The 26,476-nt window shown below is 72.5% G+C and carries 26 protein-coding genes; 12 read left to right on the top strand and 14 right to left on the bottom strand.

Going from position 1 to position 26,476, the window contains the following annotated elements:
- The first annotated feature begins 46 nt into the window (after window positions 1-46).
- The gene (locus ACIREI_RS13965) at window positions 47-193 is read left to right on the top strand and encodes a hypothetical protein (protein WP_403331826.1); all 147 of its coding nucleotides are present in this window, start codon (window positions 47-49) and stop codon (window positions 191-193) included.
- A gap of 169 nt (window positions 194-362) precedes the next feature.
- On the top strand, window positions 363-548 hold the full coding sequence (locus ACIREI_RS13960) for a hypothetical protein (protein ID WP_403331824.1): 186 nt from the start codon (window positions 363-365) through the stop codon (window positions 546-548).
- Window positions 549-588: 40 nt separating this feature from the next.
- Here ACIREI_RS13960 and ACIREI_RS13955 read toward each other — a convergent pair whose 3' ends face one another.
- The 6 genes from ACIREI_RS13955 to ACIREI_RS13930 form a co-directional block, all read right to left on the bottom strand.
- Entirely contained in the window at window positions 589-1,929 is a 1,341-nt protein-coding gene (locus ACIREI_RS13955) for a hypothetical protein (RefSeq protein WP_403332001.1), read from the bottom strand.
- 62 nt (window positions 1,930-1,991) lie between these two features.
- Window positions 1,992-3,116, bottom strand: a complete 1,125-nt coding sequence (locus tag ACIREI_RS13950) for a hypothetical protein (RefSeq protein WP_403331821.1) — start codon at window positions 3,114-3,116, stop codon at window positions 1,992-1,994.
- Window positions 3,113-3,958, bottom strand: a complete 846-nt coding sequence (locus ACIREI_RS13945; RefSeq protein WP_403331819.1) for a hypothetical protein — start codon at window positions 3,956-3,958, stop codon at window positions 3,113-3,115. The genes ACIREI_RS13950 and ACIREI_RS13945 overlap by 4 nt, the downstream gene beginning before the upstream one ends.
- A gap of 45 nt (window positions 3,959-4,003) precedes the next feature.
- Window positions 4,004-4,705: an LPXTG cell wall anchor domain-containing protein gene (locus ACIREI_RS13940; RefSeq protein WP_403331816.1), complete on the bottom strand. Its 702-nt coding sequence runs from the start codon at window positions 4,703-4,705 to the stop codon at window positions 4,004-4,006.
- 280 nt (window positions 4,706-4,985) lie between these two features.
- On the bottom strand, window positions 4,986-5,588 hold the full coding sequence (locus tag ACIREI_RS13935; protein ID WP_403331814.1) for an ATP-binding protein: 603 nt from the start codon (window positions 5,586-5,588) through the stop codon (window positions 4,986-4,988).
- A 237-nt stretch (window positions 5,589-5,825) separates the two neighbouring features.
- Window positions 5,826-6,212 carry an STAS domain-containing protein gene (locus tag ACIREI_RS13930; RefSeq protein WP_403331811.1) on the bottom strand — a complete coding sequence of 129 codons (387 nt, stop codon included), beginning with the start codon at window positions 6,210-6,212 and terminating at the stop codon, window positions 5,826-5,828.
- A 239-nt stretch (window positions 6,213-6,451) separates the two neighbouring features.
- Between ACIREI_RS13930 and ACIREI_RS13925 the strand changes: the two genes are divergently transcribed.
- Window positions 6,452-7,441, top strand: a complete 990-nt coding sequence (locus tag ACIREI_RS13925; protein WP_403331808.1) for an RNA polymerase sigma factor SigF — start codon at window positions 6,452-6,454, stop codon at window positions 7,439-7,441.
- Window positions 7,442-7,670: 229 nt separating this feature from the next.
- A complete protein-coding gene (locus ACIREI_RS13920) occupies window positions 7,671-9,230 on the top strand; it encodes a ricin-type beta-trefoil lectin domain protein (RefSeq protein ID WP_403331805.1) in 1,560 nt (519 codons plus the stop codon).
- On the opposite strand, the gene hutI is transcribed toward ACIREI_RS13920, so the two are convergent.
- The 4 genes from hutI to hutU form a co-directional block, all read right to left on the bottom strand.
- Window positions 9,231-10,526, bottom strand: coding sequence for an imidazolonepropionase (gene hutI, locus ACIREI_RS13915; RefSeq protein WP_403331802.1), 1,296 nt, complete (start codon window positions 10,524-10,526; stop codon window positions 9,231-9,233). It lies immediately after the preceding gene.
- Complete coding sequence (locus ACIREI_RS13910; RefSeq protein WP_403331799.1) at window positions 10,523-11,872, bottom strand: formimidoylglutamate deiminase; 1,350 nt, start codon at window positions 11,870-11,872, stop codon at window positions 10,523-10,525. Before ACIREI_RS13910 ends, hutI begins: the two co-directional genes overlap by 4 nt.
- Window positions 11,869-13,071: an allantoate amidohydrolase gene (locus ACIREI_RS13905; RefSeq protein WP_403331998.1), complete on the bottom strand. Its 1,203-nt coding sequence runs from the start codon at window positions 13,069-13,071 to the stop codon at window positions 11,869-11,871. The genes ACIREI_RS13910 and ACIREI_RS13905 overlap by 4 nt, the downstream gene beginning before the upstream one ends.
- Window positions 13,072-13,559: 488 nt before the next feature.
- Window positions 13,560-15,242 (bottom strand): urocanate hydratase, encoded by a 1,683-nt coding sequence (gene hutU, locus ACIREI_RS13900; protein WP_403331796.1) that lies wholly within the window; start codon window positions 15,240-15,242, stop codon window positions 13,560-13,562.
- Window positions 15,243-15,382: 140 nt separating this feature from the next.
- On the opposite strand from hutU, the gene ACIREI_RS13895 reads away from it, so the two are divergent.
- From ACIREI_RS13895 to ACIREI_RS13875, 5 genes are all read left to right on the top strand, one after another.
- Window positions 15,383-16,831 carry a diaminopimelate decarboxylase gene (locus ACIREI_RS13895; protein WP_403331793.1) on the top strand — a complete coding sequence of 483 codons (1,449 nt, stop codon included), beginning with the start codon at window positions 15,383-15,385 and terminating at the stop codon, window positions 16,829-16,831.
- Window positions 16,832-17,013: 182 nt separating this feature from the next.
- Window positions 17,014-17,406 carry a hypothetical protein gene (locus tag ACIREI_RS13890; protein WP_403331791.1) on the top strand — a complete coding sequence of 131 codons (393 nt, stop codon included), beginning with the start codon at window positions 17,014-17,016 and terminating at the stop codon, window positions 17,404-17,406.
- Window positions 17,403-18,194, top strand: coding sequence for a transcriptional regulator (locus ACIREI_RS13885; protein ID WP_403331788.1), 792 nt, complete (start codon window positions 17,403-17,405; stop codon window positions 18,192-18,194). The genes ACIREI_RS13890 and ACIREI_RS13885 overlap by 4 nt, the downstream gene beginning before the upstream one ends.
- Before the next feature lie 73 nt (window positions 18,195-18,267).
- On the top strand, window positions 18,268-18,798 hold the full coding sequence (locus ACIREI_RS13880) for a roadblock/LC7 domain-containing protein (RefSeq protein WP_403331785.1): 531 nt from the start codon (window positions 18,268-18,270) through the stop codon (window positions 18,796-18,798).
- Between the two features lie 14 nt (window positions 18,799-18,812).
- Window positions 18,813-19,187: a hypothetical protein gene (locus ACIREI_RS13875; protein ID WP_403331782.1), complete on the top strand. Its 375-nt coding sequence runs from the start codon at window positions 18,813-18,815 to the stop codon at window positions 19,185-19,187.
- 24 nt (window positions 19,188-19,211) lie between these two features.
- On the opposite strand, the gene ACIREI_RS13870 is transcribed toward ACIREI_RS13875, so the two are convergent.
- From ACIREI_RS13870 to ACIREI_RS13860, 3 genes are all read right to left on the bottom strand, one after another.
- Complete coding sequence (locus ACIREI_RS13870; protein ID WP_403331779.1) at window positions 19,212-19,799, bottom strand: hypothetical protein; 588 nt, start codon at window positions 19,797-19,799, stop codon at window positions 19,212-19,214.
- A 76-nt stretch (window positions 19,800-19,875) separates the two neighbouring features.
- The gene (locus ACIREI_RS13865; RefSeq protein WP_403331776.1) at window positions 19,876-20,736 is read right to left on the bottom strand and encodes a MurR/RpiR family transcriptional regulator; all 861 of its coding nucleotides are present in this window, start codon (window positions 20,734-20,736) and stop codon (window positions 19,876-19,878) included.
- On the bottom strand, window positions 20,733-22,250 hold the full coding sequence (locus ACIREI_RS13860) for an aromatic amino acid ammonia-lyase (RefSeq protein WP_403331773.1): 1,518 nt from the start codon (window positions 22,248-22,250) through the stop codon (window positions 20,733-20,735). Before ACIREI_RS13860 ends, ACIREI_RS13865 begins: the two co-directional genes overlap by 4 nt.
- 153 nt (window positions 22,251-22,403) lie before the next feature.
- Here ACIREI_RS13860 and ACIREI_RS13855 point away from each other — a divergent pair, with 153 nt between their 5' ends.
- Entirely contained in the window at window positions 22,404-23,012 is a 609-nt protein-coding gene (locus ACIREI_RS13855; RefSeq protein WP_403331771.1) for a DUF402 domain-containing protein, read from the top strand.
- 100 nt (window positions 23,013-23,112) lie between these two features.
- Window positions 23,113-23,544 (top strand): hypothetical protein, encoded by a 432-nt coding sequence (locus tag ACIREI_RS13850; RefSeq protein ID WP_403331995.1) that lies wholly within the window; start codon window positions 23,113-23,115, stop codon window positions 23,542-23,544.
- A 353-nt stretch (window positions 23,545-23,897) separates the two neighbouring features.
- On the opposite strand, the gene ACIREI_RS13845 is transcribed toward ACIREI_RS13850, so the two are convergent.
- Window positions 23,898-25,286 carry a cystathionine beta-synthase gene (locus ACIREI_RS13845; RefSeq protein ID WP_403331768.1) on the bottom strand — a complete coding sequence of 463 codons (1,389 nt, stop codon included), beginning with the start codon at window positions 25,284-25,286 and terminating at the stop codon, window positions 23,898-23,900.
- A gap of 159 nt (window positions 25,287-25,445) precedes the next feature.
- Between ACIREI_RS13845 and ACIREI_RS13840 the strand changes: the two genes are divergently transcribed.
- On the top strand, window positions 25,446-26,471 hold the full coding sequence (locus ACIREI_RS13840) for an SGNH/GDSL hydrolase family protein (protein WP_403331765.1): 1,026 nt from the start codon (window positions 25,446-25,448) through the stop codon (window positions 26,469-26,471).
- Window positions 26,472-26,476: the final 5 nt, after the last annotated feature.

The raw sequence follows: 26,476 nt of genomic DNA, 5'->3' as shown, positions 1-26,476 counted from the left end.
GTGCAGCACTGGCGTTCCCCGGAACGCGAACCTCAAGGAGTGAGCCATGAAGTCCACGACTCTCCCCCGACTCCCCCGCCGCACGCGCCCGGACCGCTCGACCGTCGCCTGGACGCCGCGCGGCGGCTGGGCGCGGCCGACGCCCGCCGTGCTGCGTACGCTCGAGTCGGCGCTCGCGCGGTGGTCCGCGTGACCGCGCGCACGGCATGGGTGGCGGCGCCCCCGCCGCCGCCCGCCTGTGACGTGTGCGGGGCCTTACTGGCCCAGCGGGACGCGGCGAGAGAGGCGGGCCGGACCGCCGAAGCCGGTGCCTGCGAACGGGAGTTGCGGGAGCACTGGAGCGTCGGACGGGGGTGCGCCCCGTGACGGAGCCGCCGCCGTATCCCGCGTTCGACGTGAGCCGCTCGCCCGTCCCCGTGGACGGGTGCGAGGCCTGCCGGAGACTCGCGGCACGACGGGCGGCGGCCCGGACGGTGTTCGACCACAGCGCGGTGGCCGACGCGAACGTGCTGATGCGGACGCATCTACGGCTGGATCACGGCAGATGAGGGGGAGACGTCGTCGGCCTCGCGCCTCCCCCGAAGAGCGCTAGCGCAGACGACGCCCGGGCATGAAGGTGAACACCGCTCCCCCTAGGAGCAGTGCCGTCCCGGCCACCAGCCCCAGGGCCTTCAGCGAGCCGTGGTCCTCCGCGCCCGTGGCCGCCAGGCCGCCGTCGGTCGACGAGCCGCCCGCGGAGCCGCCGGTCGAGCTGCCCGCCGAGCCGCCGCCGGACGCTCCGCTCGCCTGCTCCGTCGTGTCCAGGGTCAGGGACACCTCGGTCCTGGCCGGCGTGCAGGTCGTCGTCGTACCGAGGGCCTCGATGGTCAGGACCCCCGGGGAGAGCGTCGACTCGCCGCTCGCGCCCGGCTTGTACGTGCCCGTCAGGTCCGGGATCTCGATCGGGTCACCGGACTTGATGGCCTCGGAGTTGGTCGGTCCCTCGACATGGACCGTGCCCTTGTCCGCGCCGCCCAGGACGACCTCCATGGACGGCTTGACCGAGTCCTTGGGGATGTCGGCGGGGCTGTCCATCACCGACTTCTTGAACTGGACCGTCAGATCGAAGCTGCCGCCGCTCTTCTTGGCGTTGATCTGGACCGGCGAGGTCGCCTCCTTGTCGCCGATGGGTGTCTTGCACTCGTACGGGACCTGGACCTCCTTGCCCGTGAAGTCGGTCTGGCCGCCGTCGCCGCCCCCGGTGCTCGAACCGCCGGAGTCCCCGCCCGTCTCGCTCTCACTCGGCGTCGGAGTCGGAGTCGGAGTCGACGGACTCGACGTTCCCGTCGGCAGACCTGTGGGCACGTCGGTCGGCAGGCCCGTGGGCAGCGTCGGGACGACCGTCGGCAACCCTCCCGTCGTACCGCCCGGCCCCCCGCTCCCGTCCGTCACCTTGATCGTCGCCGCCGACTTCACCGTCTCCTTGGGCGTGCACTTGGTGTCCGTGGAGATCGGCTTGTTGACGTTGATGTTGTACGCGTCCGGCGTCAGGGTCACCTCCCCCGGCGCCGTCAGCTTCAGCTTGCCCTTCATGTCGGACAGCTTCATGTCGCTGTTCTTGGGGATGGGCGGGTTCTGCCGCGGCCCCTCCATGGCGATGTCGGCCGTCTGCGCGCCGGCCGCCTTCAGCGTCCCCGTCGGCTGGACCGTGTCCTGCCCGAGGTCGAGGATGTTCGGGTTCTTCGACGCCGCCTGGACGAACTTCCAGACGATCTCCACCTCGTCGCCGACCTTCGCCTCCGCGGGGGCGGTGATCTCCACCTTGGTCGTGCCCTGGACCGGCGGCAGCCCGGAGATGGCGGGCGGGATGCACTCGGTCGCGTACGACACCTCCGCGGCCTGGGCGGGCGCGGCGGACACGCCGAGCAGGATGCCCGCGCCGCCGAGCATCAGGGCGACGCCCGCCGCGCCACCTCTTCTCGGGCCGGCCGGTGTGACTCTCCTTCGCTTGCTCACGGGGGTCCCTTCCTGGTCGGAGCCGCAGGACTCGTGGAACTCGTCGGATTCGCGGGATCCGTACGGCTCGTCGGGCTGTCGTCGTGGTGCGGTGCGGAGAGCCGACCGGCCGTGCCCGGGTCGTTGTCCGGGGTGAACCACGGCAGGGCCGAGGAGGAGGTGAGGGCGTGCCTCGCCTCTTCCCGGGGCCTCAACCCCGGGATGCGCAGGGCCACTTCAGGCAGGCGGAAGCCGCGGCGGCGCGCGGTCTGCCGGGGCCGTACCCGGTCCACCACCGCCATCCCGACGCGGAACAACGCCGCCGGTACGACCAGGCCGGCCAGGATCCAGAACAGCGTCACGCCCCAGGGCCGGCCCACGCCCCAGGGCTGTTCGGCCATCACCTTGCCGCCGTACTTCAGGGAGACGGTGTAGCCGCCGTGCGCCCCGGCGGCGAGCTCCACGGGCAGCTCGATCCGCGCCTTCCCGCCCGGCCGGATCGTGCCGCGCCACTGCTGTTCCTCCCACTGGGGGGCGAACACGCCGTGGGAGGTGCCGACTTGGAACACCGGGTTCTTCACGGCGGAGGTGCCCACGTTGCCGACGGTGAAGACGAGCGTGCGCGCCGGCGGTGCGCCGAACCATGTCAGCAGGCCGCTCGATCCCTCCAGCCGGGTGTCCGTGAGGACCGACAGGCGCCCACCGGCCGGCTCCGCGGGCAGCGGCTCCACGGCGTGCCCGGCCACCTGGAAGATGGCGTCGGCCTCGGCCTTCGCCCCGGTCACCGTCGCCACGTGCACCACGCACGGGCACGGCACGGGCGGCTCGGCCACCGGCAGCTTCCTGCTGAAGCGCCCGTCGGCGTCCGTCGTCACGGCCCTGCCGTCCGCGTTGGCGCAGGAGTTGGTGCCGCCGGTCACGCCGGTCGACGGCACGGACTGGCCGCAGATCAGGATCATCAGCAGCGCGCGCGAACGCCAGCCGCTGCCGACCACGGTGATCGAACCACCCGTTCCGGCCTGGGACTTGGAGAGCTTCACGGTGGGCGCCGCCCTGTCCGCGGCCCACGCGGTCACGGCCCCCATCGGCAACAGCAGCGCCAGCACCGCCACCAGCGCCGCGATCCGCACCCTCCCGCTCACGTCCTCGCTCCCGTCAACTCGGGTTCCCTGTACGGCGGTTGTCCGGCGGCGTCCGTCTCGCCGTCGCCGTTTGCCGTGCGGCGCCTTCGACGTCGTACGACGATGAAGGCACCGATCGCCGCCCCCGTGGCTCCCGCAGCCGCCACCGCATCCCACGGCACGAGCCCCGCGGACACCTCCGCCGTGTCCCTCGCCCCGCCCGCCGCCGTCACCGTCAGCCGCACGTCGACCGCGTCGAGGGCCGGCCGGTCGGGCCACGGCTCGGTGAGCCTCGTACGGCTGCCCGGCGGCAGGTCGACGGGGAGGGTGCGCGGGGCGCGGTCCAGGACCGGGCCGAAGACTCCGCGCACGTGGACGGCCAGCCGCGGCACAAGGGGTGTCGTACCTCGGTTGACCAGCTCGTACGTGATGCTCTCGGCGCGGACGGAGACCTGCTCGACGGTCAGTGCCGCTACCTGCGGGACCGAGGCGCGCACATGGATCCGGAGGCGCTGGGTACGGCCGTCCGTGTCCCGCGCCACGATCTCGGCGGTGCGGTCACCTTCCGGAACGGTCACCGAGAAGGGCACGTCCGCTCGGGTGCGGGCGGGTATCCGCACCTCGCGCTCGGCGAAGGTGACCGGGGCGCCGGTGCCGTGCAGCCTTACGGTGACCGGTTCGCCGCCCGGGTTCGTCACGGAGACCGCGTCCTGAAGGGCCGTCCCCGGCTCACCCTCGGCGTAGAGGGACGGCCGCCCGCCGCCGGAGGGCGCGACGGACCAGCCCTCGGCGGCGGTCGCCGAGGGGGCGGCGACCAGCAGCGCCAGCAGGGACAGACACAGGGCACGGACGGCTGACGACATCGGCGGCTCCAGCGGCGTCACACGAAGCGGTATGGGCACGAACGGTCAGCGGCGTACCGCCTGCCCCACCTGTCCCCTCTGCCCCCTCCGTGTCAGCCACAGCGCGCCCGCCGCGCCCGCGAGCAGCACCGTGCCGCCGAGGGTGCCCAGGGCGATCGCCGAGTCCTCGGGGCCGGTCTGCGGGAGCTCGGCGCCGGAGCCGGAGCCGCCCTGGCCGGTGCCACCGCCCCCACCGGCCGCCGCCGTCACGTCGAGGGTCAGTGACGGGCCGGGGTTGTTGGTGGGGGTGCACGTGGTCGTCGTGCCCAGGGCCTTGATGGTGAGCACGGCCGCCGTGAAGGTGACCTTGCCGGTCTTCTTCGGGGTGTACGTACCCGTCAAGTCATTGATCTTGATGGGGGTGTTGGCGGGAATCGCCTCCTGGTTGGCCGGGCCGGTCACCGCCAGGGTGCCGCTGTCGGCACCGCCCAGCTTGATGGTGGCGCTCGGGTTCATCGCGCCCTTGCCGAGTTCGACCGGGCTGGAGGAGACACCCTTCTGCCACGACATGGTGATCTTGTAGGCGCTGCCGCTCTTGACGCCCTTGATGTCGATGGGCGAGACGGCGCTCTTGTCGCCGATCGGCGTCTTGCAGGCGTAGTTGACGTCGACGACCTCGGCCCGGGCCGCGGGGGCGGCCATCAACACCGCCGAGCCGGCCAGGGCCGCGGCGGTCGCGAGCGCGGCGGTTCGCTTCTGCTTCGACACGGTCCCCTCATTCCTGACGGCACATCAGATCGGCCGTCAAGGTACGCCCGGGGCCCGAAGGAAGGAAGACACGGCGCACACCGGAGTTGTGGGGATCCGGCGCGTGCGCGAAGGGGTTCGGGTGGAGAGGGTGACCCTTGGTAACCCAGGGTCGGCGTGACCGCGCGAAGGAGTCGCTCGGGCCGGCCCGGTGACGGGGGCCGGCAGGAGGGTTCCCCTCCCCGCGCTCGGAAACGGCCCCGCGGAAACGAATCTCCCGTACGGCGGTCTCCGCGGCGCCCTACGCCGGCGCCCCCAGCTCGGCCCACACCGTCTTGCCGGCGACACCGGGCGTCCGTACGACTCCCCAGTCCAGGCACAGCCGCTGCACGATGAACATGCCGTGGCCGCCGGGGCGGCCCGCGCGGTGCGGGGTGCGGGGGGCCGGCTGACCCGTGCCCTTGTCGGAGACCTCGATGCGGATCACCTTGTTGTCGCAGGCGATCCACAGCTCGTCCGGCCCCTCGGCGTGCAGACAGGCGTTGGTGACCAGTTCGGAGACGACGAGCAGCACATCCTCGGCGGCGGCCCGCTGGTCGGCGGTGGCGGCGGGCAGCCAGCCCCACGCGTACAGCGCCTGGCGGGCGAAGTCGCGGGCGAGCGGGACGACCCCGCTCTGCCCCTCGAAGCCCAGCCGACGGACCTGACGCGCCACCGACGCCTCGGCGGACGACGCGGACCCCTCGGGCGTCGAGGACGGCGTGGAGCCCCCGTCGGACGCTCCGGCCGCCGGGGCGCCCTCCTCGGCGCCGCCCGTGGTCGGTACGCCCCTCTCGGACGCCCCGGAAGCGCCGCTGGGCTCTGGGCCGCGGTCGCCCGGCGAGAAAGGCCGGGTGGTGCTCATCAGCGCTTCACCTCACCGATTCACCAGTTCAACGTTCACACGATTCAGAAAGTCTGTACGCAGAGTCAGTACGCCAGTACACGTCCTTGCTTGATACATCGGTCACAGTCCCCCACCCCCGGTGGCCGACGTCACAGCCGACAGGTTCAGAATGTCTCCTGCCCGACCGCGCCGAGGGAACACCCCCGGATTTCGGCACGAATGATGTGACGTCTGACGCGGTGCCGGACGCGAGGGTCAACCCGACCCGTCGGACTCGTCGGCCAGGGCGTCGGCGAGCGAGTCGTGGACCGTGAAGACCGCTTCGGCCCCTGTGATCTCGAACACGCGCGCAACGACGGGCAGCATGCCCGCGAGATGCACCCCGCCACCGGCGGCCTCCGCCTTCAGTCGCGCCCCGAGCAGCACGTTCAGCCCTGTGGAGTCACAGAACTCGAGCCGCGAGCAGTCGACGACCAGTCGGCTGAAGCCCTTGCCGAGGCAGTCCTCGAGTGGCTCACGCAACAAATCGGCGGTGTGGTGATCCAACTCACCCGCCGGGGTCACGACGGCACTGGAGCCCTCTTCCCGCACCTCGACCAGAAGTCGGCCAGACTGTGCGCTGCCGACCGTCCCGCGGTCCATGCCGTCTCTCACTCCCGACGTCGTGGCTGCTGACTGACGCTCTCGAACACTACGCCTTCCCTACGCCCTCCAACACCCGAACATCCACCCAGAAACGGACATTTCGGAACAGAGCGCACTTGCGGTGGGCTCACGAAAGCGGGTAGGGCTAGTAGAGACACGTAACCGACTCGGCCGGCTTTGGAGGCGCCGCACACCGCAGTGCACGCACAGGCTTCGGCAGCCATATGCCGAGAACGATGGAGGACATCATGTCACCCCGGCTCGACGCATCGCATACCCAGAAGGCGACGTCGGCACCCCGACCGGAACATCTGGATCCCATCGAGCGCAGCAGCGACGTACGTCACGGACAGGACTTCGCTCAGGAGTTCGGCCGACAGTTCGGCCATGAGTCCGTTCAGGAGTCCGCCCAGGACGACGTGCTCGCCGGGCTTCCGGACATCCCCCCTTACGACGAGGTGGGGCCGGTGGACGCACGGGCCCTTTCCAAGACCCTCTTCGAGCGGCTGGAGTCGCTGGAGGAAGGGACCCACGAATACTCGTACGTCCGCAATACGCTCGTCGAACTCAACCTCGCCCTGGTCAAGTTCGCCGCCTCCCGCTTCCGCTCGCGCAGCGAGCCGATGGAGGACATCATCCAGGTCGGCACCATCGGCCTGATCAAGGCGATCGACCGCTTCGAGCTCAGCCGTGGCGTGGAGTTCCCCACCTTCGCGATGCCCACCATCGTCGGTGAGATCAAGCGCTTCTTCCGCGACACGTCGTGGTCGGTGCGGGTGCCGAGGAGGCTGCAGGAGCTGCGGCTCGACCTCGCCAAGGCCGGCGACGAGTTGGCCCAGAAGCTGGACCGCGCCCCGACGGTGGCGGAACTGGCGGAGCGCCTCGGTCTGACCAACGACGAGGTCGTCGAGGGTATGGCGGCGTCGAACGCGTACACCGCCTCCTCGCTGGACGCCCAGCCCGAGGAGGACGACGCCGAGGGCGCGCTCGCCGACCGGATCGGCTACGAGGACCACGGCATCGAAGGCATCGAGTACGTCGAGTCGTTGAAGCCGCTCATCGCCGAACTGCCGCCCAGAGACCGGAAGATCCTGTCCTTGCGGTTCGTCGCGGGCATGACCCAGTCGGAGATCGGCGACGAGCTCGGCATCTCGCAGATGCATGTGTCGCGACTGCTGTCGCGCACCCTGATCCGGCTCCGGAAGGGGCTGACGGTCGAGGAGTGATCCCCTCAGGATCGGTGCCTTCTCGGCGCTGACCTGCGCTGTGCCCGGTGCCCCGCCGAATTTCGTCGGCCGGACACCGGGCACAGTGCGTTCGGGCCGCGCCCGACGCTGCTCATGGGTTACCCACAGAAACTCTTTCCCCAGAGCTTCCCTTCCTCCACTATGAGCCGTCATACCCGCCGGTAGCCAGGTCTCCGGGCGGGTCGCACGGCTGCAAGGAGGCAGGCGGATGGCTCGCGCCGACGACGGCAGGGACTCCGGCCCCGGGGTGTACACGGGCGCGTCCGACGCGCGGCTCACCGAACTGCTGCGCGCCGACACGGCCACCGCGTACCTGGCGCTCCAGGAACTCCGCGCCCGCCATCACGCCCCCGTCCTCGCCTACGCCCGTCTGTGCACCCCGAACGACTCCATGGCACGGCAGCTGGCGGCCCAGGTGTTCACGCTCGCGGCCCGCCAGACGGCACGTGGCGTCGACCCGGGCCTGCCCTGGCGGCACCGACTCCTGCTCCTGACCGTCCGGTCGGCCGGGACGTGGGCCATGGACGAGCGGGCCGCGGGCCTCGACGCGAGCCTGCTCCTCGTCCTGAACACGGCGGGCCCCTCCGGCCCGGTCCCGCCCATGCTCACGGCGTTCCAGTCCCTGCCGCCGCGCGCGCAGGGCCTGATCTGGTACGGAGTCGTGGAGCGGGAGCCGGTGGAACGAACGGCCGCTCTCCTCGGCCTCACCCGCGAGGACGTCACCTACGGCACCGCCCCGGCGCTCCAGCAGCTGGCCCGGGCGTGCCTGCGCACCCGCCTCGCCGCCTCCGACGACCCCGACTGCCCCGACTTCGGCCGCCTCATCGAGGAGTCCGTACGGCCGGACAGCCCCCGCGACAGCGCCGACCTGCACACCCACATGGCGCGCTGCCCGCACTGCACGACGGCCCACGAGGAGCTGTCGGCGCTCCGGGACACCCCGCGCACGGCGCTGGCGGAGGGGCTGCTGCCGTGGTGCGGGGCGGCGTACGTGGCTGGTGGTGCCGGGGAGCGGGAGGCCGTGGCCTGCGCGACCGACGGGACTTGGCCGTCGCGGCGACGCCGGTTCGTGCTGGTGTCGGCGGCGCTCGGGGCGGCGTTGGTGCCGTTGGTGGCGTTCCTGGCGGCGCAGGGCGGTTCGTCGGCGGCGCAGGATCCGGTGGGCTCGGTCAGCACTCCGGTGAGCGTGCCGACGGTGGCGGTCACGGTGACGGCCACGGTGTCGGCCACGCCGTCGGCCGCTTCGCCCTCACCATCGGCGTCGCCCTCTCCGTCGCGACGTCCCAAGTCACCGTCCCCGACGACGAGTTCGACACCCACCAAGGCTCCCCGCCCGAAGCCGACCCCCTCCCCCGCGCACACCCCACCGAACGGCGCCTTCGCCCAGGTCGTGAACATCGCCACGGGCCTCTGCCTGGACGTCGACGGCGCCCCGGGGAACGGCACGGACGTCGTCACGGCCACCTGCACGTCCTCCCGCGACCAGCGGTGGCGGGTCGACTCCGGGCGCGGCGTGCTGCAGTCGTACGCCTACCCCGGCTACTGCCTGGACAGCCGCGGCTCCGTGGAACGGGGCATCGGCATCTGGGAGTGCGACGCGGTGTACGGGCCCAACGGGCAGCACCTGAGGTTCGCGGTGGACTCCCGCGGCGTGCTCCGCCCCGGCATCGCCCCGGACCACGCGGTGACTCCGGGCGGGGACCGCTCGCTGTCCTTGGTGCGGGAGGCCGGGCGGGGGGATCAGCGGTGGCGGGCGGGGGCGTCCTGATCAGACGACCCGCAGGCCCCTCCGCCACACTCCACTGACCAACGGCACCCCCGGCCGATAGGCCAGGTGCACATGGCTCGGGGCGTCGAGGAGGAGCAGGTCGGCGCGGGCGCCCGGGGCGAGGTGGCCGATGTCGTCGCGGCGGAGGGCCGCCGCACCGCCCGCCGTGGCCGACCAGACCGCCTCATCCGGCGTCATCCCCATGTCCCGTACCGCGAGCGCGACGCAGAACGGGACGGAGGAGGTGAACGACGAGCCCGGGTTGCAGTCGGTGGAGAGGGCGACCGTGACACCCGCGTCGAGGAGGCGGCGGGCGTTCGGCCACTGGGCGCGGGTGGAGAACTCGGCGCCGGGGAGGAGCGTGGCGACGGTGTTGCCGCTCGCGAGGGCGTCCACGTCGGCGTCGGTCAGGTGGGTGCAGTGGTCGGCGCTGGCCGCGTCCAGTTCGACGGCCAGTTGGACGCCCGGGCCGTAGGTGAGCTGGTTGGCGTGGACACGGGGGTGCAGTCCCCTGGCCTTGCCGGCGGTGAGGATCGCGCGGGCCTGGTCGCCGTCGAAGGCGCCCTTCTCGCAGAAGACGTCGATCCAACGGGCGTACGGGGCGCAGGCGTCGAGCATCTCGCCGGTGACGAGGGCGACGTAGGCGGCCGGGTCGTCGGCGTAGTCGGGAGAGACGATGTGGGCGCCCAGGTACGTGACCTCGTCCGTGTGCGCCGACGCGATGCGCAGGGCTCGGGCCTCGTCCTCGACCGTCAGGCCGTAGCCGGACTTGGTCTCGAAGGTGGTGGTGCCCTGGCGGAGGGCCTCATAAAGGTAACGGGTGAGGTTGGCCTCGAGTTCCTCGTCGCTCGCGGCGCGGGTGGCGGCGACGGTCGTGCGGATGCCGCCGGCGGTGTAGCCGCGGCCGGACATGCGGGCGTTGAACTCCTGCGTCCGGTCGCCCGCGAAGACGAGGTGGGAGTGGGAGTCGACGAAGCCGGGGAGGACCGCCCGGCCGCCCGCGTCGACCCGATTGTCAGTGGCGGGTGCTTTGCTTTGATCACCGGTCCACACGACGCGGTCGCCTTCGATGGCGACGGCCGCGTCCTGGATCAGTCCGAGGGGGGATCCGTCACCTAGGGAGGGGTTGTTGGTGACCAGGGCGGCGATGTTGGTGATGAGCGTGCTGGCGGTGCTCGCGGAGTGGGCGGGGCTGACGGTCGTCGCGTTGCTCATGGCGTCCTTGGTGGCCTGGTCGGCGGTCGGGGCGGGTTCGGGGGATCGGGCGGGCGGTGCCGGTGGGCGGGCCGGGGTCATCCGCGCAGGGCTGCTACGGCGTCCGCGAGGACTTTCGGCACATCCGGTACGAGTGAGTGGGCCCCGTCCCGTACGACGTGCCGACCGCCCACGACCGTATGCGACACGTCTGCTGCCGACGCAGCGAATACGGCCGTCTCGGCCCCGAGCCGCGGAAGCGGCCCTGCCGTCCTGACCGAGTCGAGCGCGATGGTGGTGAAGTCGGCGAGCGCGCCGGGCTCCAGGGTGCCCGCCCCCTCCCAGCCGAGGGCCGCGTGGCCGTCGGCCGAGGCCGCCCGCAGGAGGGCCGCCGCCGTCCAGTGACCGCGTGTGCGGGTGCGCAGGCGCTCGTTCAGCTCCATCGCGCGCGCCTCTTCGAGCAGGTCGATGACGGCGTGGCTGTCGGAGCCGAGGGAGAGCGGGGAGCCCTCGTTCTGCAGGGCCACGGCCGGGCCGATGCCGTCCGCGAGGTCCCGCTCGGTGGTCGGGCACATGCAGGTGCCGGTGCCGCTGCCGCCGATCAGGGAGATGTCCTCGGCGGTGAGGTGGGTGTTGTGGACGCCGGTGGTGCGCGGGCCGAGGACGCCGTGCAGGGCGAGGAGCTGGGTGGGGGTGCAGCCGTGGACCTCCAGGCACGCCTCGTTCTCGGCGGTCTGCTCGGACAGGTGCACGTGGAGCGGGGCCCGCCGCTCCTCGGCCCAGCGGGCGACTGTTTCGAGTTGGTCGGCGGGCACGGCCCGTACGGAGTGGATCGCCGCTCCGATCCGTGCGTGATCCCGTTCCTTGAGAACTGAACAGCGTTCGGCCCAGGCCTCGGCGGTTCCGTCGGAGAAGCGGAGCTGGTGGGTGTTGGGCGGCTGACCGAAACCGGCGGAGAGATAGGCGGTGTCGAGGAGGGTGATCCGGATGCCGGCGTCCGCGGCCGCCGCGACGAGGGCCTCGCCCATCGCGTTCGGGTCGGCGTACGGGGTGCCGCCCGGGGCGTGGTGGACGTAGTGGAACTCACCGACGGCGGTGATCCCCGCCAGCGCCATCTCGGCGTACACGCCGCGGGCGAGGGCGTGGTAGGTCTCCGGGGTGAGCCGGTCGGCGAACGAGTACATGACCTCGCGCCAGGTCCAGAAGGTGCCGGAGCCGACCTGAACGGTGGCGCGCAGGGCGCGGTGGAAGGCGTGCGAATGGGCGTTGGCCAGCCCGGGGAGCGTGAGCCCGCGGAGGACCTCGGCGCCGGGCGGCGGGGTCTGGATGCCGGTGCGGACGGCGGTGATGCGGCCGTCGCTCACATCGAGGGCGACGCCCGGCTCGACGTGGGTGTCGAGCCAGGCGTGCTCCAGCCAGTACGTACGGGTCCGCTCGGTGGGCGTCACGTGCAGGCCAGTCCTTCCAGTACGTCGGCGAGGGCGATGACTCCGGCCACGCAGTCGTCCTCGGCGGCGAACTCGGCCGGGGAGTGCGAGACGCCCGTGGGGTTGCGTACGAACAGCATGGCGGTCGGGATGGTCCCGGAGAGGATTCCGGCGTCGTGTCCGGCGCCGGTGCCCAGGACCGGGACGGTGATGTCGGAGTCCTTGCCCAGGATGCGGGCCAGTTCGTCGCGCAGGGCGTGGTCGAACTCGACGACGGGCGTGAAGGACTCACGGACGATGTCGAGGTCGATGCCGTGGGCTGCCGCGTACTCCCGCGCCGCCTTCTCGATGCCGCCCACGACGGTGTCGAGGCTCGCCTGGTCCTCGGCCCGGGAGTCGAGCCAGCCGCGCACCAGGGAGGGGATGGCGTTGACGCCGTTCGGCTCGACGGCGATCTTGCCGAAGGTCGCGACGGCACCGGCGAGTTGCGCCTCCCGGCGGGCGGCGAGCACGGTCTCGGCGTACGCGAGCATGGGGTCGCGCCGGTCCACGAGCCGGGTGGTCCCGGCATGGTTGGCCTCGCCCCGGAAGTCGAACCGCCACCGGCCGTGCGGCCAGATGGCGCTGGCGATGCCGACCCGGTCGCCGGACAGGTCGAGGGCCCGTCCCTGCTCGACATGCAGCTCGACGAAGGCACCGATGCGGGCGAGCCGCTCCGGGTCGGCGCCGATGGCCTCGGGGTCGTACCCGGCGGCCTCCATGGCCCGGGGCAGGCTGACCCCGTCCCCGTCGGTCAGCTTGTGGGCGCCGTCGACGGTGAGCTGCCCGGCGGCGAGCCGGGACCCGACACAGGCGAGCCCGAACCGCGCGCCCTCTTCGTCACCGAAGTTGACGATCGCGAGGGGCTTGGCGAAGTCCACGCCCCTGCCCCGCAGTTCATCGAGCGCGGCGAAGGACGACACGACCCCGAGGGGCCCGTCGAAGGCACCCCCGTCCGGCACGGAGTCGAGATGCGACCCGGTGACAACGGCGTCCCCCGCGGCGGGATCCCCGAGCCAGGCCCACTGATTCCCGTTCCGGTCGACCTCATAGCCGAGCCCGCGCGCCTCGGCCTGCCCCTTGAACCACGCCCGGCAGTCGAGATCGGCACCGGTCCAGGCGAAACGGCGGTAACCGTGGGAGCCGGGGTGCCGTCCGATGGGGAGCAGGTCGCGCCACATCTCGTGGAACGAGCTGCCACTCACGACAGACCGCGCCGCGCCGCCTGCGCCGCCGGCCCACCCGGGCTGGGCCACGTCAGCCCGACCAGACCGCACCACGTCAGCCTGCCCAGACCGCACCGCGTCAGCCTGCCCAGGCCGCGCCACGTCAGCCTGCCCGGACCGCACCGCGTCAGCCTGCCCAGGCCGCGCCACGTCAGCCTGCCCAGGCCGCGCCACGTCAGCCTGCCCAGGCCGCACCGCGTCACCCCGACCAGACTGCACCGCGTCACCCCGACCAGTCCGCACCGCGTCAGCCCGAGCAGGCTGTGCCCCGTCAGCCGCCGCAGGCTGTGCCCCGTCAGCCGCCGCAGGCTGTGACCCGCCAGCCGCCGCAGGCTGTGGGCAGTCGTTCCGCAGGGCGGAACGGGTGGGCACAGCCGGACCCGCACCCGGCGACGAGGCCTCAGCCCCCGCCGGAGAGTCGCCGTGCCCGCCCCGATGCTGAGTCACGCGTCGTCACCCTCGCGCATCGGGACGCGCACGCCCCGCTCGTCGGCGACGGACTCCGCGATGTCGTACCCGGCGTCGACGTGCCGGATGACGCCCATCCCGGGGTCGTTCGTCAGCACCCGCCGGATCTTCTCCCCACCCAGCTTCGTGCCGTCGGCCACCGTCACCTGCCCGGCATGAATGGACCGCCCCATGCCGACGCCGCCGCCGTGGTGAAGGGACACCCAGGAGGCACCCGAAGCCACGTTCACCATGGCATTCAGCAGCGGCCAGTCCGCGATCGCGTCGGACCCGTCGAGCATGGCCTCGGTCTCACGGTACGGAGAGGCCACCGACCCGCAGTCCAGGTGGTCCCGCCCGATCGCCAGCGGCGCGGCCAGCTCACCGCTCGCCACCATGTCGTTGAACCGCTCACCCGCCTTGTCCCGCTCCCCGTACCCGAGCCAGCAGATGCGCGCGGGCAGCCCCTGGAAGTGCACCCGTTCCCCCGCCATCTTGATCCAGCGGGCCAGGGACTCGTTCTCCGGGAAGAGGTCGAGGATCGCCTTGTCGGTCTTGGCGATGTCGGCGGGGTCGCCGGACAGAGCCGCCCACCGGAAGGGGCCCTTGCCCTCGCAGAACAGCGGGCGGATGTAGGCCGGCACGAACCCGGGGAAGGCGAACGCCCGCTCGTACCCGGCGAGTTGGGCCTCTCCCCGGATCGAGTTGCCGTAGTCGAAGACCTCGGCGCCGGCGTCCATGAAGCCGACCATGGCCTCGACGTGCTTGGCCATCGACTCGCGGGCCTTGGTGGTGAACCCCGCAGGGTCCTTGGCGGCGGCGTCCGCCATGTCGTCGAAGTCGACGCCCAGCGGCAGGTACGCCAGCGGATCGTGCGCCGAGGTCTGGTCGGTGACGATGTCGATGGGGGCGCCCATGGCGAGGAGCTGCGGGACCAGCTCGGCGGCGTTGCCGAGGACGCCGATGGAGAGGGGACGGCGGGCGTCACGGGCCCCGACGGCCAGTTGGAGGGCGTGGTCGAGCGAGTCGGCCTTCACGTCCAGGTACCGGTGCTCGATGCGGCGCTCGATGGCGCGCGGGTCGCAGTCGACGCAGATCGCGACACCGTCGTTCATGGTCACGGCGAGGGGCTGGGCACCGCCCATGCCGCCGAGACCGGCGGTGAGGGTGATCGTCCCGGCGAGGGTGCCGTCGACCCCTTTACCCATTGAATGCAGCTTCGCGGCGACGGCGGCGAAGGTCTCGTAGGTGCCCTGGAGGATGCCCTGGGTGCCGATGTAGATCCAGGAGCCGGCCGTCATCTGGCCGTACATGGTGAGGCCGAGGGCCTCCAGTCGGCGGAACTCCTCCCAGTTGGCCCAGTCGCCGACGAGGTTGGAGTTGGCGATGAGGACGCGCGGGGCCCACTCGTGGGTCTGCATGACGCCGACGGGGCGTCCGGACTGGACCAGCATGGTCTCGTCCTGCTTCAGCCCCTTCAGCGTGCGCACCATCGCGTCGAAGGAGCGCCAGTCGCGGGCCGCCTTGCCGGTCCCGCCGTAGACGACGAGCTTGTCGGGGTGCTCGGCGACCTCGGGGTCCAGGTTGTTCTGCAGCATCCGCAGGGCGGCTTCCTGCTGCCATCCCAGGGCACTCAGTTCCGTACCGCGCGGCGCTCGGACGGGGCGGGGTCCTGACATGGTCTGCCTCCCAGCGGACTGTGACTGCGAACTGTGACTGCGACTGTTGAGGTTCTTATTCACATCCTGGACGTCTGAATAGGGCTAGTCAATACGTTCGCGGGCCAGCGCTCGCGCGTCCCGGATGTTTGGCTGGATGCATGGGCTCGAACAACGACACGACGGGGGATGTTGTGGACATCGGAGTGGGCGACGGAGCGGGCGACTCGGTGGGCGCGGGAGTCGGGATACCGGCGTATGACGCCGACCGGGTGGCCCGGCGGGACGACGCGGTGCGGGCGGCCGTGGAGCAGGGGCTGCTCGGGCCGGGCTCCCCCATCGTCGGCCTGCTGGACGTCACCGGCATCCGGGAGTCGGCGGCGGCGCTGCGGGCGGCGTTCGACGCGGTGGTGGCGCCGGGCACGCCCGTGCTGCACGCCTTCGCGGTGAAGGCGACCCCGCTGGTGCCGGTGCTGCGGCTGCTGCGCGAGGAGGGCATCGGCGCCGAGGTGGCGAGCCCGGGTGAGCTGGCACTGGCGCGGGCAGCGGGTCTCCGGCCGGGGATGACGGTGCTGGACTCGCCCGCCAAGACGCCGGCCGAGCTGCGCGAGGCGCTGGCGCTGGGCATCGCCGTCAACGCCGACAACCCGCAGGAGCTGGACCGCATCGACGGCCTCGTCCGGTCCGCGGCCAGCCGCTCCCCGCTCGGACTCCGGGTGAACCCGCAGGTCGGCGGGGGTTCCATCGAGGCGACGTCCACGGCCACGGCGACGTCGAAGTTCGGGGTGGCGCTGCGCGACGAGGGAGCGCGGGAGTGGGTCGTACGGGCGTACCAGGACCGCCCGTGGCTGACGCGGCTGCATGCGCACACCGGCTCGCAGGGCATCCCGCTGGCGCTGATGGCCCGGGGGGTCGCGGAGGCGTACGCGCTCGCCGAAGAGATCAACCGGCGGATCGGGCGGCGGCAGATCGACACGCTCGACATCGGCGGCGGGCTGCCGGTGAACTTCGCCTCGGACGCGACGACGCCGACGTACGCGCAGTACGCGCGGCTGTTGCGCGAGGCGGTGCCGGGGCTGTTCGACGGGCGGTACGGGCTGGTCACGGAGTTCGGGCGGTCGCTGCTGGCCAAGCACGGGACGGTCGTGGCCCGGGTCGAGTACGCCAAGAGCGCGGGCGGGCGGCCGGTGGCGGTCACGCACGCGGGCGTGCAGGTCGCCACGCGCACGGTGTACGCGCCGGGGAGCTGGCCGCTGAGGATCACCGCGTACGACGGCAAGGGGCACCCGAAGGAGGGTCCGGCCGTGGTGCAGGACGTGGCGGGCCCGGCCTGTTTCTCGGGTGACCTGCTGGCCGAGGGGTGCGCGCTGCCGCTGCTGGCGCAAGGGGACTACGCGGCGGCGGTGGACACGGGGGCGTACTACTTCGCGCACCACTACGCCTACAACTCCCTTGCCCGGCCCGGCATTTACGGCTTCGCGCCGGACGAGGCCGGGGGTATGGCCTTCGCGACCGTGCGCGAGCCGCAGTCGATCGACGAGATCGTGGCCGAATCCGGAGGGGCGCACGCGGCCTCGCTCACCACCCTGCCCGCGCTGAAGCGCCGTTGAGGCACGCCGACGAGGAGCAGTACGCCATATGTGATCAACTGGAGTGAAAACAGGGGCAGTTGACCCACCTTAGTCACTCGGCGCATGTTCCACTGGAAAATGCCCGAACGCTCACTCGCCGCACACACGTTGCGTAGTTTGGCCATCACTCAGCCGAACCCCAGGCGGGAGGGGGAGCGACGGTGCCCGGAATCGACGAGTGCTTGCTGGAGACGATGCGGCTGCCCGGTGCACGGGGCGCCGCGCTGGTCGACTGGACCAGCGGGCTGGCCCTGGGCACCGTGGGCGATCCGCCGGGCGGTGACCACGAGACGGCGGCCGCCGAGGCGGCGGAACTGGCGCGGCTGGCCGCCGAGCAGCACGCGTTCGGACCCGGCGACGGCGGCGACGCCGCGGATCCGCCCGTCGAGGACGTGATCCTCAGCAACCGGGACAGCTACCACGTGCTGCGGTTCGTGCCGACGGCCTTCGACAGCAGCGTGTTCCTGTACCTGTGGCTGGCCCGCGCGGACGGCAACCTCGCGCTGGCCCGTATCCGGCTGGGCGAGATGGCCGAGCGGCTGGTGCTGGGATGACCGTGGTCGGAACCACACCGCCACCGCGGCTACCGGTCCGGGACCGGACGACGGCGCACCAGCGGGCCCAGGGCGTCTCGCCGATGCTGACCCGGCTGGCGGACGAGCGGGCCACCGGCGTCCTGGACCGCGAGCACGGCACGCTCCATCTCGCCGAGGGCCGGGTGGTGCACGCCGAGAGCCCGCTCGCCCCCGGCCTCGGCGTGCTCCTCACGCTCCACGGCGGCCTCGCCGCCGAGACCTGGCAGGCTGCCGAGGACAGCGCCGAGAAGGGGCGACTGCTGCGGCATGGCGTCACGGCGGGCGCGCTGGAGCTGGCCCAGGTGAGCGCGCTGTTCGACGCCGCGTACTTCGCCCTCGCGCCCAGTAGTACGCCCGGCCGCTTCCGCTACGGCCCCGCGCACTGGCTCGCCTCCGTGCATCCGGTGCCGGTCGCCGCCCTGGAGCGCGAGACGCTGCGCCGCCGCGCCCTGCTGCGCCGCATCTGGCCCGACCCGGCGACGGACGCCGCACCCCTGATCCGGGCCGACCCGGTCGCCGCCCCCGCGGTCCCGCCGAGGCAGGCCACCGTACTCGCCCGGGTGGACGGCGTACGGCGGGCCGCCGACATCGCGCGGGAGCTGGGCAGACCGGCGTTCCACACGCTGGTGCACCTACGACGGCTGGCCGCGGCGGGGCTGGTCTCCCCGCAACCGCCGCCCGCCGCCCGGGACCACCCGACCGACGCCGCCGCCGATCCCTATGTCGCGCTGCTGAAGAGGGTCAGGGATGCGCTGGAGGCCCTTTGACCGCAAACCCTTCGAGGACCGCAAACCCATCGAGGCGCGCAGGCCCGTCGAGGACCACAGGAGGCGAGACCTGATGGCGGCCGAGGCCCCGATACTCGACGAGTTCCGCCGGCTCAGAGCCCGAGTGCCCCAGCTGACCGGAGCGCTCGCGGCCGGCGTGGACGGCCTCGTCCTCGCCCACGACATGCCCGGCTTCGAACCGGACGGCCTCGCCGCGCTCACCGCCGCCGCACTCGGCGTCGCGGTGCGGATGACGGACGCGACCGGCCGGGGCGACTTCCGCGAGCTGCTCGTGCGCGGAGCGGACGGCTATGTGGCGACGTACGCGGCGGGACGCACCGCCGTACTGACGCTGCTCGCCACGGACGGCGTCAATGTCGGCCGGCTGCACCTGGAGGGCCGCCGCGCCGGTGCCCGCATCGGAGAGCTCGTCGACGCGCAGGCGGCGCCGCCCAGGAGAGGCCCCGCCAAGAGCTCCGCCAGGAAGCCCGAGGAGACCAAGGGACCCGAGGAGCCCGCCAAGCCCATGCCCACCCGCACGAGAAGCACGCGTGCCGCACGCACCACCACAGCCGCCAACGCGCGTACCAATAGCGAGAGTTGAGAGGAACACACGTCATGGCCAACACCGAGACCACCCTGAAGGAATGCCTCGCCTCGATCGAGGGGGCGACCGGGGTCGCCCTGGTCGACTACACCAGCGGGATGGCGCTGGGCACGCTGGGCGGCGGCAAGACCTTCGACCTCAATGTCGCCGCCGCCGGCAACACCGACGTCGTCCGCGCCAAGATGCGCACGATGGAGCACCTCGGCCTCAAGGGCGGCATCGAGGACATCCTGATCACCCTCACCGACCAGTACCACCTGATCCGGCTGATCACCGGGCGCGGCGGGAACGGCCTCTTCCTGTACCTGGTCCTCGACGGCAAGCGCGCCAACCTGGCCATGGCCAGGCACCAGTTGAAGAAGATCGAGCAGGATCTGGAGGTCTGACCCGGCCCCGCCCGGAGGGCCGGCCTACACCAGCGCCGCGGTGCGGCGGCGGGCCCCGCCCGGGGCCGCGTCGCCCGCCGCGATGCCCGTGCTGCGGTAGCCCTTGACCGCCTTGCCCGCCGGCCGGCCGCCCCGGCGGTCGAGCCAGTCCACCCGCACCCACAGCAGAGCGTTCTCGGCCCGCTCCCGCCGTCCGAGCCACGCGGCCTTGAGCCGGAGCCCCGCCCCGCACCCCGCCAGCAGCATCCCGCCGACCGCCGGCACGGCGAACGCGCTGCCCAGCGCGGCGACGAAGGCGAGCAGCAGCCACCACCGGTGGCCCCGGCGCCAGTTGCGCACGGCGACCGCACGGTCCTGGAGGACGTCGTGCTTGCCGGCGCGGGCGGCCGAGCGGGTCAGGGCCGTGTACCGCTTGCGGCGCACATACGCGACCACGGCCGTGGCGACGATGAACGACGCCGCCCCCGCCAGCACCCCGATCCTGCGGCCCGTCAGCCCCGGCACCAGCACCCCGACGCCCGCCGCGAACACCCCGAGCCACCACAGCGGTGCCGCCCCGGCCCGTACCACGACGGCCACCCGAGCCAGCCCGTGTCCTCCTACGCGTGCCACGTTGCCTCCCGTCCCAGGTCTGTCCAGACGCTCGGCGCGCACGCTAGCCAGCCAACGTGAGACCAGTCTTAAGAACTCACTCGACGAACAGCCCCCGCACCGCCGCCCGCGCGTCGAACTCCTCCAGTCGCGCCTGGGCGTCGGGCAGGTCGTCCCACATCGCCTCCAGCAGGACCCGGCCCAGCAGCATCGGCGCGCAGGCCGTGTCGAAGGCGAGGCCGGTGCCGACGGCGGCGGGCAGCAGCAGGTCGGAGACCTTGGCGACCGGCGCGAACGCGGAGTCGGCCACGGTCACCACCGTCAGCCCGGACTCCTTGGCGTACGCCAGGGCGTCCAGGACCTCGCGCGGATGCCGGGGCAGCGCGAAGCAGAGCAGGGCCGTCGCGCCGGCCCGGACGGCGGCGTCGATACGGTCGTGGATCATCGTGCCGCCCTCGTGCAGCAGCCGTACGTCCGGGTGCACCTTGGCGGCGAAGTAGGAGAAGCCGTACGCCTGGGAGGCCGCCGCCCGCAGCCCGAGCACGGGAAGCGGACGTGAGGCCGCGAGCAGCCGACCAGCCTTCTGCACCGGGCGCGGGTCGGCCAGCACCTCGGCCAGGTGCCTGAGGTTCTCGATCTCGGCCTCGACGGCCTGCTGGTACTCGTTGTACGAGCCCGCGTCCGGCGCCGGCTCGACGGGCGCGACCTCGCGCAGGTGCTTGCGCAGCGCCGGGTAGCCGTCGAAGCCGAGGGCGACGGCGAAGCGGGTCACGGAGGGCTGGCTGACCCCGGCCAGCTCGGCCAGCTCCACGCTGGACAGGAACGGCACGTCGGCGGCCCGGCGCACCATGCTGTGCGCGATGCGGCGCTGGGTCGGGGTGAGCCGGTGCCCCTCGAAGAGCGCCTGCAGCCGCGCGGCGGGACTGTCCGCCCCGTTCGTGTTCCTGTCCGCGCTCATGCCGCGCTCCCCCTCCAGATGTCCGTGAACCGGTCCAGCAGTACGGCCGCCGCCGTCACGTCGTCGGTGAGCGGCCGGTCGGCCAGGTCGTCGTCGAGCACCGACTCGGCCAGCGCCAGCGCCCGGCCCACGCCGAGCTCCGGGTCGGGTCGCAGGTCGCGCAGCCGCAACGCCCGTACGGCGGCGACGAGTTCACAGCCGACGACCAGACGGTACGCGCCGCACGCGCGCAGTGTCTGCCGGGCGGCGAGCGAGGCGAAGCTGGCCTGCTCCTCCACGCCCCGGGAGAGTACAGCGTGGCCGAGCGAGGCGGGGGCGGAGAAGGCGCGCAGGTCTCCGAGGGCGGCCGCGGCGGCGTACTCCAGGATCATCACGCCGGATGAGGCGGGCTCGTGGTCGGCGAGGAAGGGCTTGAGGCGGGTGTAGGCGGGCTCGTTCAGGGTCGACAGGCGGGATGTCGACAGCCGGGCCACCTGGGTCAGCGCCAGCCGGAAGTGGTCCAGGGCGAGGGCGAGTTGGGCCTGGTAGAACCCGCCGTGGTGGTAGGCCGCCATGTCCTCCGGGGAGATGAACGGGTTCTCGGCGGCGGCGTTGATCTCCACCGCGAGCACCTCCTCCAGGGCGTCGGCGGCGTCGTGCGCGGGGCCGTGGATCTGGGGCAGACAGCGGAAGCCGTACGGGTCCTGGATGCGGCCGAGCGGAGGGGTGGGCCGGTCCTCGGCGCCGATCAACACCCGCATCCGGCGGGCGACTTCGGCGCTCCCCCGGTGCGGGCGGGCGGCGTGCACGGGGGCGGCGTACGCCTCGTGGGAGCCGTCGACGGCGAGCAGGGACAGGGCGGCGACGACCTGGGTGGCGGCGACGAGGCCGCGCAGTTCGTGCAGGGCGAGGGCCGCCTGGCCGAGGGTGAGGGCGTTGCTGCTGATGAAGGCGAGGGCGTCGTTGTTGTCGAGCGGCTGCGGCTCGGGGGCGCCGGAGCCGCGCCAGGGATGCTCGCCGGCGAGCGCGAGGCCGGTCTGCGCCAGCGCCGCGAGGTCGCCGGTGCCGACCGAGCCGAACTCGTTCACGACCGGGTGGGCCCCGCTCTCCAGCGCCTCGCAGAGCGCCGTGACGACGGTGGGCCGCAGGCCGGCACCCCCCGCGAGCAGCTGGTTGGCGCGGACGGCGAGCATGGCCCGCACCTGCCGGGCGGGCAGTTCCTCGCCGATGGCGCCGGCGTGGCTGCGCAGCAGGCGCAGGCCGTGCTCGGCGGCGGCCTCGGTGGGCACGTCCTCGTTCCGGTTGGCGCCGACGCCGGTGGAGCGGCCGTAGACGCGTCCGGTCGCGGCGATGAGGCGGGCGGCGTCCCAGGACTCCTCGGCCCGCTTCATCGCGTCGGCCGCGGGAACCGGGCGCGCTGCCCCGTCGGCGAGACGTACGACGTCCTCCACGCCGAGCCCGATCCCGTCGAGGACGACCAGGCCGGTGTGCCCGGTGTGCGCGGCGCCGGGTGCGTCCACGATCCGCGACGACATGAAGCTCGGCCACCCCTCTCCGGACAGCATCGACGGCCTATTCAGACATCAAGAACTCTGCATGACGTTATACAGCCGGGCAAGGGGCGTCTCATGATCCATATCCCTGCCGGGAGCCCGTTCGCACTGGTGGGCCCCCTAGGGTGGGGCGTCATGAGGTCACGTTTCCGCAGTGGTGAGGTCATCGTCCGGCGGGAGATCCTGGACGGCCGCGAGTGGCTGGTGTACCCGGTGCGGGTCGCGAGTGACGACGAGCGTGCGCTCGCCGTGTACCTGGCCCAGGGCACCCCGCTCACCTTCGGGCGCGGCGACTTCCGCTGGAGCCCGCACCCCTGGATCGACTTCGCGCACGTGTGGCGGTCCAGCGGCGTCCTGCAGCTGCAGCGCCCGGGGGACGGCTACGCCGTGTGGGGCCGTTGGGAGGACGGCGTCCTGTCGGAGTGGTACGTCAACTTCCAGGCGCCCCTCGTCCGTACGGACCGCGGCTTCGACACGCTCGACCACGAGCTGGACCTGATCATCCCCGGCGACGGCTCCCCGTACCGGTGGAAGGACGTCGAGCACTTCGAGGAGCGGGTCCGCACGGGCGGCTTCGACGCCGGGGAGGCGGACGCCGTGCGTGCGGCGGCCGCCTCCGTCGTGGATCTCGTCGAGCGGGGCGCGTGCTGGTGGGAGCAGTGGCGTGACTGGCGGGCGCCGACCGACTGGGACGTCCCCGCCGCCGTGGCCCTCGAGGACGACGCCTCGCTGGGCGCCCGCTGAGCCGTACCGGCGAACTCCTGCCGCGCACCCCCAGCCGAACAGGGGGGCTAACCCCAGTGCGACCGCCGCTCAGGCTCCCTACCGTGGGCGTATGACCGGAATGGACGCGCGGGACACCGAGCTCAAGAAGGAACTCAACGCCACTCTGCAGGCACGCAGGGAACTGGGCGACGATTACGAGTCCGCGCTGGTCGACTCGTTCATGGAGAAGGTCGACCAGCGCATCGACGGGGCGGTCGAGCGCCGGCTGCGGCGGCAGCTGGCCGAGCAGCAGATGGTGGCGGCCCGGGGCGCACGGTCGCCGAAGGCCACGGACTCCTTCGGCGAGCGCTTCGGATTCGGCATCGTCTCGCTGGTCGTGGCGATCCCCCTGTCCGGCATCGGCGGCGGCGTGGCCGGCCTCTCCGGTCTGCTGGTCACGTGGACCGGCATCGTCGGCGTGAACGTCGTCCAGGCGGTACGCACGAATCCGGGGCTCTTCCGGGGCCTGCGCCGCAGGACGGCGAAGGACGACGCCAAGTGGGAGGACTGACCGACGGCGGGCCCGGGAGCCGCTGAAGGTGACCGGCACTCACGCCTGCCGGGGCGGATGAATATGGCGGGGACCGCCGCACCCCCGTTTCCGGGGGGCGGGACGACGGCGGTCCCCGCGAGGGACGCGGGCCGGGTCAGGCCGGGCTTGCGCGTCCTAGGCGTCATGGAGGTCCGGGAGCCGCTCCGGAGGTCCTTGGCGCCGTTCGGCGTCGGCCGGGGCGGGGAGCCGCTCCCGCCCTGCCGACACCCCCTAATGTGCCGGACCCGTGTTAAGCGGGTGCTGCGTGAACATGACGCGCTCGTACCAGTTCCGCGACGGTCCGAGCGGCCCTGGTCACCGCAAGTTCGCCGCTACTTCCCGCCCTTGGCGAGGAACGCCAGCAGGTCCTGACGGCTCACCACACCGGTCGGCTTGCCCTCCACGAGGACGATCGCCGCGTCGGCGCCGCCCAGCACCGACATCAGGTCGCCGACCGGCTCACCGGAGCCGACCTGCGGCAGCGGAGCCGACATGTGCTTCTCCAGCGGGTCGTCGAGCGAGGCCCGCTTGGTGAACAGCGCGTCGAGCAGCTCCCGTTCGACGACGGACCCGACGACCTCCGCCGCCATGACGTCCGGGTGGCCGGCGCCCGGCTTCACGATCGGCATCTGCGAGACGCCGTACTCGCGCAGCACCTCGATGGCCTGGCCGACCGTCTCGTCCGGGTGCATGTGGACGAGGGAGGGGATGGCGCCGTGCTCCTTGTCGTTGAGGACGTCGCTGACGCGCGCGCTCGGACCCTCGTCCTCGAGGAATCCGTAGTCGGCCATCCACTCGTCGTTGAAGATCTTGCTGAGATAACCGCGCCCGCTGTCCGGCAGCAGTACCACCACGACGTCGTCCTCCCCGAGCCGCTCGGCGACCCGCAGCGCGGCCACGACGGCCATGCCGCACGAACCTCCGACCAGCAGCCCCTCCTCGCGGGCCAGGCGCCGGGTCATCTGGAAGGAGTCCTTGTCGGACACGGGGACGATCTCGTCGGCGACGGTCCGGTCGTACGCGGTCGGCCAGAAGTCCTCACCGACGCCCTCGACGAGATACGGCCGCCCGGACCCGCCGGAGTACACGGAGCCCTCGGGGTCGGCGCCGACGACCTGCACCTTGCCGTCGCTGACGTCCTTCAGATAGCGGCCGGTACCGGAAATGGTCCCCCCGGTCCCCACGCCCGCCACGAAGTGGGTGATCTTCCCCTCCGTCTGCTCCCACAGCTCGGGGCCGGTGGAGTGGTAGTGGGAGAGCGGGTTGTTGGGGTTGGAGTACTGGTCCGGCTTCCAGGCCCCGGGCGTCTCGCGCACGAGCCGGTCGGAGACGTTGTAGTACGAGTCCGGGTGCTCGGGATCGACGGCGGTGGGGCAGACGACGACCTCGGCGCCGTAGGCCCGCAGCACATTGATCTTGTCGGTGCTGACCTTGTCGGGGCACACGAAGATGCACTTGTACCCCTTCTGCTGAGCCACGATGGCGAGACCGACACCGGTGTTGCCGCTGGTCGGCTCCACAATGGTCCCGCCGGGCTTGAGCGCACCGCTCTCCTCCGCGGCCTCGATCATGCGCAGGGCGATGCGGTCCTTCACGGAGCCGCCCGGGTTGAAGTACTCCACCTTGGCCAGGACGGTCGCCCGGATGCCCTTGGTCACGTTGTTGAGCCTCACCAGCGGGGTGTTGCCGACGAGGCTGATCATCGAGTCGTGGAAATGCACCGTTGTCTCCGGATGCTGCAAAAGAAGTGGTCTTAGTGGTTCCGCCAGCCTATGGCCTGCACGGGGCCCATGACGGTCGTTCACTCCTCGTTGGGATTGGGCCACGGTCCGTGCGGGGCAAGCAGTGGGTGTACGGCTATGAGGAGGTGGCGGCGACGTATGACGAGCATGTCGAGGGCGCGGGTGGCCCGGCGGATCGCGGCGGGCGCGGCGTACGGCGGCGGCGGGATCGGCCTGGTCGGCGCGGCGGCCGTCGGTCTGCTTCTCGCCGAAGTACGGCTGGCCAGGCGCCACGTGGGCAACGGCACCGACAACCACGTACCGAACGCCGACGGCCGGTACGGCCGCCTGTACGACAACCCCGGCGAACCGCCGCTGCGCCTGACGATCCTGGGTGACTCGACGGCCGCGGGCCAGGGCGTGCACCGGGCGGGCCAGACGCCGGGCGCGCTGCTCGCCTCCGGGCTGGCGGCGGTCGCGGAACGTCCGGTGCTGCTGCGCAACGTGGCCCTGCCGGGCGCCCGCTCGGACGACCTGGACCGCCAGGTGGCCCTGGTGCTCAGTGACCCCGCCCTGCTGCCCGACATCTGCGTGATCATGATCGGCGCGAACGACGTCACCAACCGCATGCCGCCGACGCGTTCGGTCCGCCACCTGTCCGCGGCGGTACGGCGCCTGCGCACGGCCGGCGCGGAGGTCGTGGTCGGCACATGTCCCGACCTCGGCACGATCGAACCGGTCCAGCAGCCCCTGCGTCTGCTGGCCCGACGGGCCTCACGCCAGCTGGCGGCCGCCCAGACGATCGGCGTAGTCGAACAGGGCGGTCGCACGGTGTCGCTGGGCGACCTGCTCGGCCCCGAGTTCGCGGCGAACCCGCGGGAACTCTTCGGCCCCGACAACTACCACCCTTCGGCGGAGGGCTACGCCACCGCGGCGATGGCGGTCCTGCCGACGGTCTGCGCGGCCCTCGGTCTCTGGCCGGCGGAAGAGGAACGCCCCGACGTCACCCGCCGCGAGGGCTTCCTGCCCGTGGCCCGCGCGGCGGCCGAGGCCGCGTCGGAGGCGGGCACGGAGGTCACGGCCGCGATGCCGACCGGTCCGAAGGGCCCCTGGGCCCTGCTGAAGCGCAGGCGCCGCCGCCGCGTCCCGGAACCGGACCGCACCCCGGCGACCCCGTCCCCCTGACCCCA

Source organism: Streptomyces sp. NPDC093591 (assembly GCF_044764885.1).
Taxonomy (GTDB): Bacteria; Actinomycetota; Actinomycetes; order Streptomycetales; family Streptomycetaceae; genus Streptomyces.
This window is presented reverse-complemented; position numbering and strand designations above follow the sequence as displayed.

What these genes read in the sequence shown, in the direction of transcription:
- ACIREI_RS13965 (WP_403331826.1), top strand. Translation starts at nt 47, where the DNA reads ATGAAGTCCACGACTCTCCCCCGACTCCCCCGCCGCACGCGCCCGGAC.
- ACIREI_RS13955 (WP_403332001.1), bottom strand. Translation starts at nt 1,929, where the DNA reads ATGCTCGGCGGCGCGGGCATCCTGCTCGGCGTGTCCGCCGCGCCCGCC.
- ACIREI_RS13945 (WP_403331819.1), bottom strand. Translation starts at nt 3,958, where the DNA reads ATGTCGTCAGCCGTCCGTGCCCTGTGTCTGTCCCTGCTGGCGCTGCTG.
- ACIREI_RS13935 (WP_403331814.1), bottom strand. Translation starts at nt 5,588, where the DNA reads ATGAGCACCACCCGGCCTTTCTCGCCGGGCGACCGCGGCCCAGAGCCC.
- ACIREI_RS13930 (WP_403331811.1), bottom strand. Translation starts at nt 6,212, where the DNA reads ATGGACCGCGGGACGGTCGGCAGCGCACAGTCTGGCCGACTTCTGGTC.
- ACIREI_RS13925 (WP_403331808.1), top strand. Translation starts at nt 6,452, where the DNA reads ATGGAGGACATCATGTCACCCCGGCTCGACGCATCGCATACCCAGAAG.
- ACIREI_RS13920 (WP_403331805.1), top strand. Translation starts at nt 7,671, where the DNA reads ATGGCTCGCGCCGACGACGGCAGGGACTCCGGCCCCGGGGTGTACACG.
- hutI (WP_403331802.1), bottom strand. Translation starts at nt 10,526, where the DNA reads ATGACCCCGGCCCGCCCACCGGCACCGCCCGCCCGATCCCCCGAACCC.
- ACIREI_RS13905 (WP_403331998.1), bottom strand. Translation starts at nt 13,071, where the DNA reads ATGTGGCGCGACCTGCTCCCCATCGGACGGCACCCCGGCTCCCACGGT.
- hutU (WP_403331796.1), bottom strand. Translation starts at nt 15,242, where the DNA reads ATGTCAGGACCCCGCCCCGTCCGAGCGCCGCGCGGTACGGAACTGAGT.
- ACIREI_RS13895 (WP_403331793.1), top strand. Translation starts at nt 15,383, where the DNA reads ATGGGCTCGAACAACGACACGACGGGGGATGTTGTGGACATCGGAGTG.
- ACIREI_RS13885 (WP_403331788.1), top strand. Translation starts at nt 17,403, where the DNA reads ATGACCGTGGTCGGAACCACACCGCCACCGCGGCTACCGGTCCGGGAC.
- ACIREI_RS13880 (WP_403331785.1), top strand. Translation starts at nt 18,268, where the DNA reads ATGGCGGCCGAGGCCCCGATACTCGACGAGTTCCGCCGGCTCAGAGCC.
- ACIREI_RS13875 (WP_403331782.1), top strand. Translation starts at nt 18,813, where the DNA reads ATGGCCAACACCGAGACCACCCTGAAGGAATGCCTCGCCTCGATCGAG.
- ACIREI_RS13865 (WP_403331776.1), bottom strand. Translation starts at nt 20,736, where the DNA reads ATGAGCGCGGACAGGAACACGAACGGGGCGGACAGTCCCGCCGCGCGG.
- ACIREI_RS13860 (WP_403331773.1), bottom strand. Translation starts at nt 22,250, where the DNA reads ATGTCGTCGCGGATCGTGGACGCACCCGGCGCCGCGCACACCGGGCAC.
- ACIREI_RS13855 (WP_403331771.1), top strand. Translation starts at nt 22,404, where the DNA reads ATGAGGTCACGTTTCCGCAGTGGTGAGGTCATCGTCCGGCGGGAGATC.
- ACIREI_RS13850 (WP_403331995.1), top strand. Translation starts at nt 23,113, where the DNA reads ATGGACGCGCGGGACACCGAGCTCAAGAAGGAACTCAACGCCACTCTG.
- ACIREI_RS13840 (WP_403331765.1), top strand. Translation starts at nt 25,446, where the DNA reads ATGACGAGCATGTCGAGGGCGCGGGTGGCCCGGCGGATCGCGGCGGGC.